The sequence below is a fragment of the Streptomyces carpinensis genome (assembly GCF_002154505.1).
In the GTDB taxonomy this organism is placed as follows: domain Bacteria; phylum Actinomycetota; class Actinomycetes; order Streptomycetales; family Streptomycetaceae; genus Streptomyces; species Streptomyces carpinensis.
Window position 1 is genome coordinate 1 of the sequence record NZ_MUBM01000562.1, and the last position, 3,753, is coordinate 3,753.

General features: G+C 73.1%; 2 protein-coding genes. Both read right to left on the reverse strand.

Translation table 11 applies throughout. The features are described 5' to 3' along the window. A partial coding sequence (locus BZY54_RS46080) for a sensor histidine kinase (protein WP_086731301.1) occupies window positions 1-2,207 on the reverse strand: 2,207 nt, incomplete at its 3' end. Window positions 2,208-2,398: 191 nt separating this feature from the next. Then, window positions 2,399-3,583 (reverse strand): FAD-dependent oxidoreductase, encoded by a 1,185-nt coding sequence (locus BZY54_RS46085; protein ID WP_086731302.1) that lies wholly within the window; start codon window positions 3,581-3,583, stop codon window positions 2,399-2,401. Between the last annotated feature and the right edge of the window lie 170 nt (window positions 3,584-3,753).

Genomic DNA, 3,753 nt, shown 5'->3' on the forward strand with positions numbered 1-3,753 from the left:
GGTGCGGGGTGGTCCGACGCGGGGGGCAACAGGCCTGCACCTCCGTACTCGGGGAAACCGTTGTGATCCGGCGGCGCCGTGTGGACGACGGCGCCCTCGGTGGCGGCAGCACGGGCGCCCGCCCCCGTCAGGGCACCCTGGTCGGTGCCGGCCTGGTGCCGGCCGGTGCCCGTCAGCCGGGGTTCCGGCTCGCTCTCCACGGCCCGGCCGGCGGCGACCGCCGCCGACTGGAGCTGGTCGACGACGGGCGAGGAGGTCTCCTCCAGCAGCTCGACGGGGAGCACCACCAGGGCGAGCGTGCCGCCGTAGTCGGACTCGCGCAGCACCACCTTGATGCCGTGCCGCTCGGCGAGCCGGGCCACCACGAAGTGGCCGAGGCGCGGGTCCTCGCCGAACGCGGTCATGTCGACCCTGGGCGGCTCGGCGAGCAGGCCGTTGGCCCGCTCCAGCAGGTCCGGGGGCATGCCGAGGCCCTGGTCCTCCACATGCACGGCCAGGCCCTTGGCGACCCGGGTGGCGCTGACCGTCACCTGAGTGTCCGGCGGGGAGAAGCTGGTGCCGTTCTCGATGAGTTCGGCCAGCAGATGCGTGACGTCGGCGACCGCACGGCCGGCCAGGGCCACCCGCCGGTCCGCCGGCGTGTTCCTCACCCTGACCCGGGTGTACTGCTCGGTCTCCGCCACTGCGCTGCGCATCACGTCGGTGATCGCGACGGGCCGGGTCATGCGGCGGCTCGGCGGAGCGCCGCTGAGGATCATCAGGTTCTCCGCGTGCCGCCGTACGCGGGTGGCCAGATGGTCGACGCGGAAGATGTCCTTGAGCAGGTCCGAGTCCTCGTGCTTGCGCTCGAGGTCGTCCAGCAGCGCGATCAGCCGGTGGATCAGGACCTGGGCGCGGCGGATGAGCTGTCCCACGACCTTGTCCGAGCCCTGCCGTCCCTGGGACTGCCGCAGCGCGGACTGAGCGGCGACGTGCGTCAGTTGGTCGACGGCCGAGGACAGCCGCCCGATCTCGTCGCCCGCCTGCTGCCGCCGGGGGGCGAGCGCGGCCGGATCGACCCGTTCGCCCCTTTCTATTCGGGCCAGCAGCTCGGGGAGCCGGTATGCCGCCAACTGCTCGGTGCCCGCCTGGAGTTCGGACAGCTGCTCGGACAAGCGGTCGGACTCGGTGAGGCGGCCGATCATCGAACGACGGGTGCGCAGCGCCAGCACAGCGGCTGCCGCCAGCGCTGCCAGTGCGGCCGCCGTCCCCAGCAGGGTGGCCAGCAGCAGTTCCCCGGCCCGGTCCGTGGCGCGGTCGGCCCACGCCGCCAGAGAGGTGCCGCCCAGCGTCTGGAAGTCAGCGACAACGCTGTCGGCGGCGGCCGGCCAGGCGGTGGCACCCTTCGGCACGGCGGCGCCCCGGCCGCCGCCGACGGCCTTCTCGACGGAACCCACGGTGCTCCACTGCGCGCCGGAGGTGATCCGCACGTACGCGGCGGCCGCATCACCGGGCAGGTCCTCGGTGATCAGGACCGCCCGCGCGGCTTGCTGGAACCCCACGTACTGGCCGAAGCGGGCGCGGTCGGCCTCCGGGAGGCGGCGAGCGGGCAGGGCGGCGGAGACCAGCGCGTCCTCGCGCGCCAGCATCTCGGTGATCTGCGCCAGCGCCACCGTCGCGGTGCCGGCGCGGTCCAGTGTGCCGTCGTCGCTGCGTACGGCCGCGGTGAGCAGGGCCAGGCCCTGGGAGACGGTGTCGGTGAAGTACCCGAAGGCGTCGTCGGACGACAGCTTCCTCGCGTCGACCGCGGACCGGCGGTCCGCCAGCGACGCCAGCGCGCCGTCGAAGACCTCGGCCCGGCGCCGCAGCGTGGCCGTGTCCGGGCCGTTCGCCTGCCGCTGGTAGTCGGCGAGGGTGGCGTCGGTCTTCTTGCGGGCCGCGTCCAGGTCCGCCCGGGCGGCGTCCGTGCGGGCCGCCTGCCACACGGCGGTGAGCCGGCGCTCCTCCTGCAGCCGTGTCAGCAGCTCCTGCGCGGGCCGGGCCAGGGACGTGACGTGGCCGGCCTCGGTGTGCAACTGGACCTGGTCGTCCACGAGTCCGGCCGCCGTGTATCCCCACAGGCCGCTGACGCAGACCGCGGGGATGACGAAGGGGAGGACGAACGAGGATCGCAGTGATCTCGGGTAAGCGGCGCGGTGACGTGTCCGCCGGTCGCGGGTGCCTGGCATCTGATTCCTCGTACAGCAGCGGTACAGCGGTGCGGGCAGTTGCGCGCGACGTCCGACGATCCCCGCGCTGTGGCCTGGTGGCTCACCGTGATCGAAGTCGGCGCGAGCTGCACGGTATCAGGATCATCGCGCAGCGTCATATGCGGCCTGTGACAACTGGCCTGTAACCCCACGTGAGTTGGTGGCACCTGTCATAGCAGCGCGAGCAGCCGGGGTGTGTACAGCGCACTGGCGGAGGCGATACCGGCCACCATGTCGAGGTAGATCGCGGTGAGTTCCGGGTCCGACTGCACCGCACGCAGCAGGGAGAGACGCTGCTCGTGGGGGTCCAGCCGGGCGGCGCCCAGCGTCGCCTCGTAGCCCGGTACGAGACGCGCCCTGGCGTCCTCGGCGAATCGGGCCAGCGCGGCGTCCAGTAGCGCGGGATCGCCACCCAGCGTGCCGGTCACCGCCTCCACCAGCGCCTCGACCTGCTGGAAGGCGTCACTGATGCCGCGTGCCGTGATGGAGTCCTTGTGGTGCGCGGCGTCGCCCACGAGGACCCAGCCGGGTCCGGTCGGCTGCCGGAAGAAGTTCTCCTGGTCGCCGCAGCCGTGCAGGCGCTCCGTCGGTTTGGCGCCGGCCAGCCGGTCGTGCAGGGCGGGCGCGGTGGCGCGTATCTGCTCCATGTAGGCGCGGTGCGCGTCGGTGCGGACCTCCGCGAAGCGGGCCTGCGGGAAGTAGGCCAGGACGAGGGTCGCCGCGTCGTTGGTGGGCACCGTGGCCACCCAGCCGCCGGGCCGCTCGTACAGCTCCAGATCGGCGGGGACGTCCTGCCAGTAGGTGTAGTACGCGCAGGTCAGCCGGGGGTCCCGCGCGGTGTACGGCGCCGCCGCGAGCCGGGCGACGGTGGAGCGCATCCCGTCCGCGCCGATCACCAGGTGTGCGCGCTCGGTGAAGGCGCGACCGCCGTGGCTGCCCTCGACGCCGACGACACGGCCGCCGTCGTCGCGCAACAGACCAGTCACCCGGCAGTGGTCGCGGTACTCGGCGCCGGCCGACGTGGCCGCGTCGACCAGGAGCGCGTCCAGGACGTGGCGCCGCGGCGCGAACCCGGCACGCTGTCCCTCCACACCGCGGGCGCAGCCCTCGATGTGGATGTCTGCGACCTCGTAGACCGCGCGCTCGATTGGCGGGCAGCCCGAGGCGCGCACCCGCTCCAGCAGCCCCCATCGGGCGAGTGCGGCGACGCCGGGCTGGTGGACCAGGTGCGTGGACAGGGTGTCGGAGCCGTACGCCGCCTTGTCCAGCAGGAGCACCCGGTACCCGGCCCGGGCCAGCAGCAGGGCGGTGGGCGCGCCGGCGCAGCGCGCCCCCACCACGATGGCGTCGTACATGCGGATGCCTCACAACAGACGTGGGTGAACGATGAGTCGGAAAACGGGGGGAGCAGGCGGAAGAAGGAAGAAGACAAGAAGGAGGGAGAAGAAGGCAGAGGAAACAGGAAGGGGACCAGGGGGAGCAGGGGGGAAGGGGGACCTGCGGGCGCCGATGGTCAGCGTGGGCG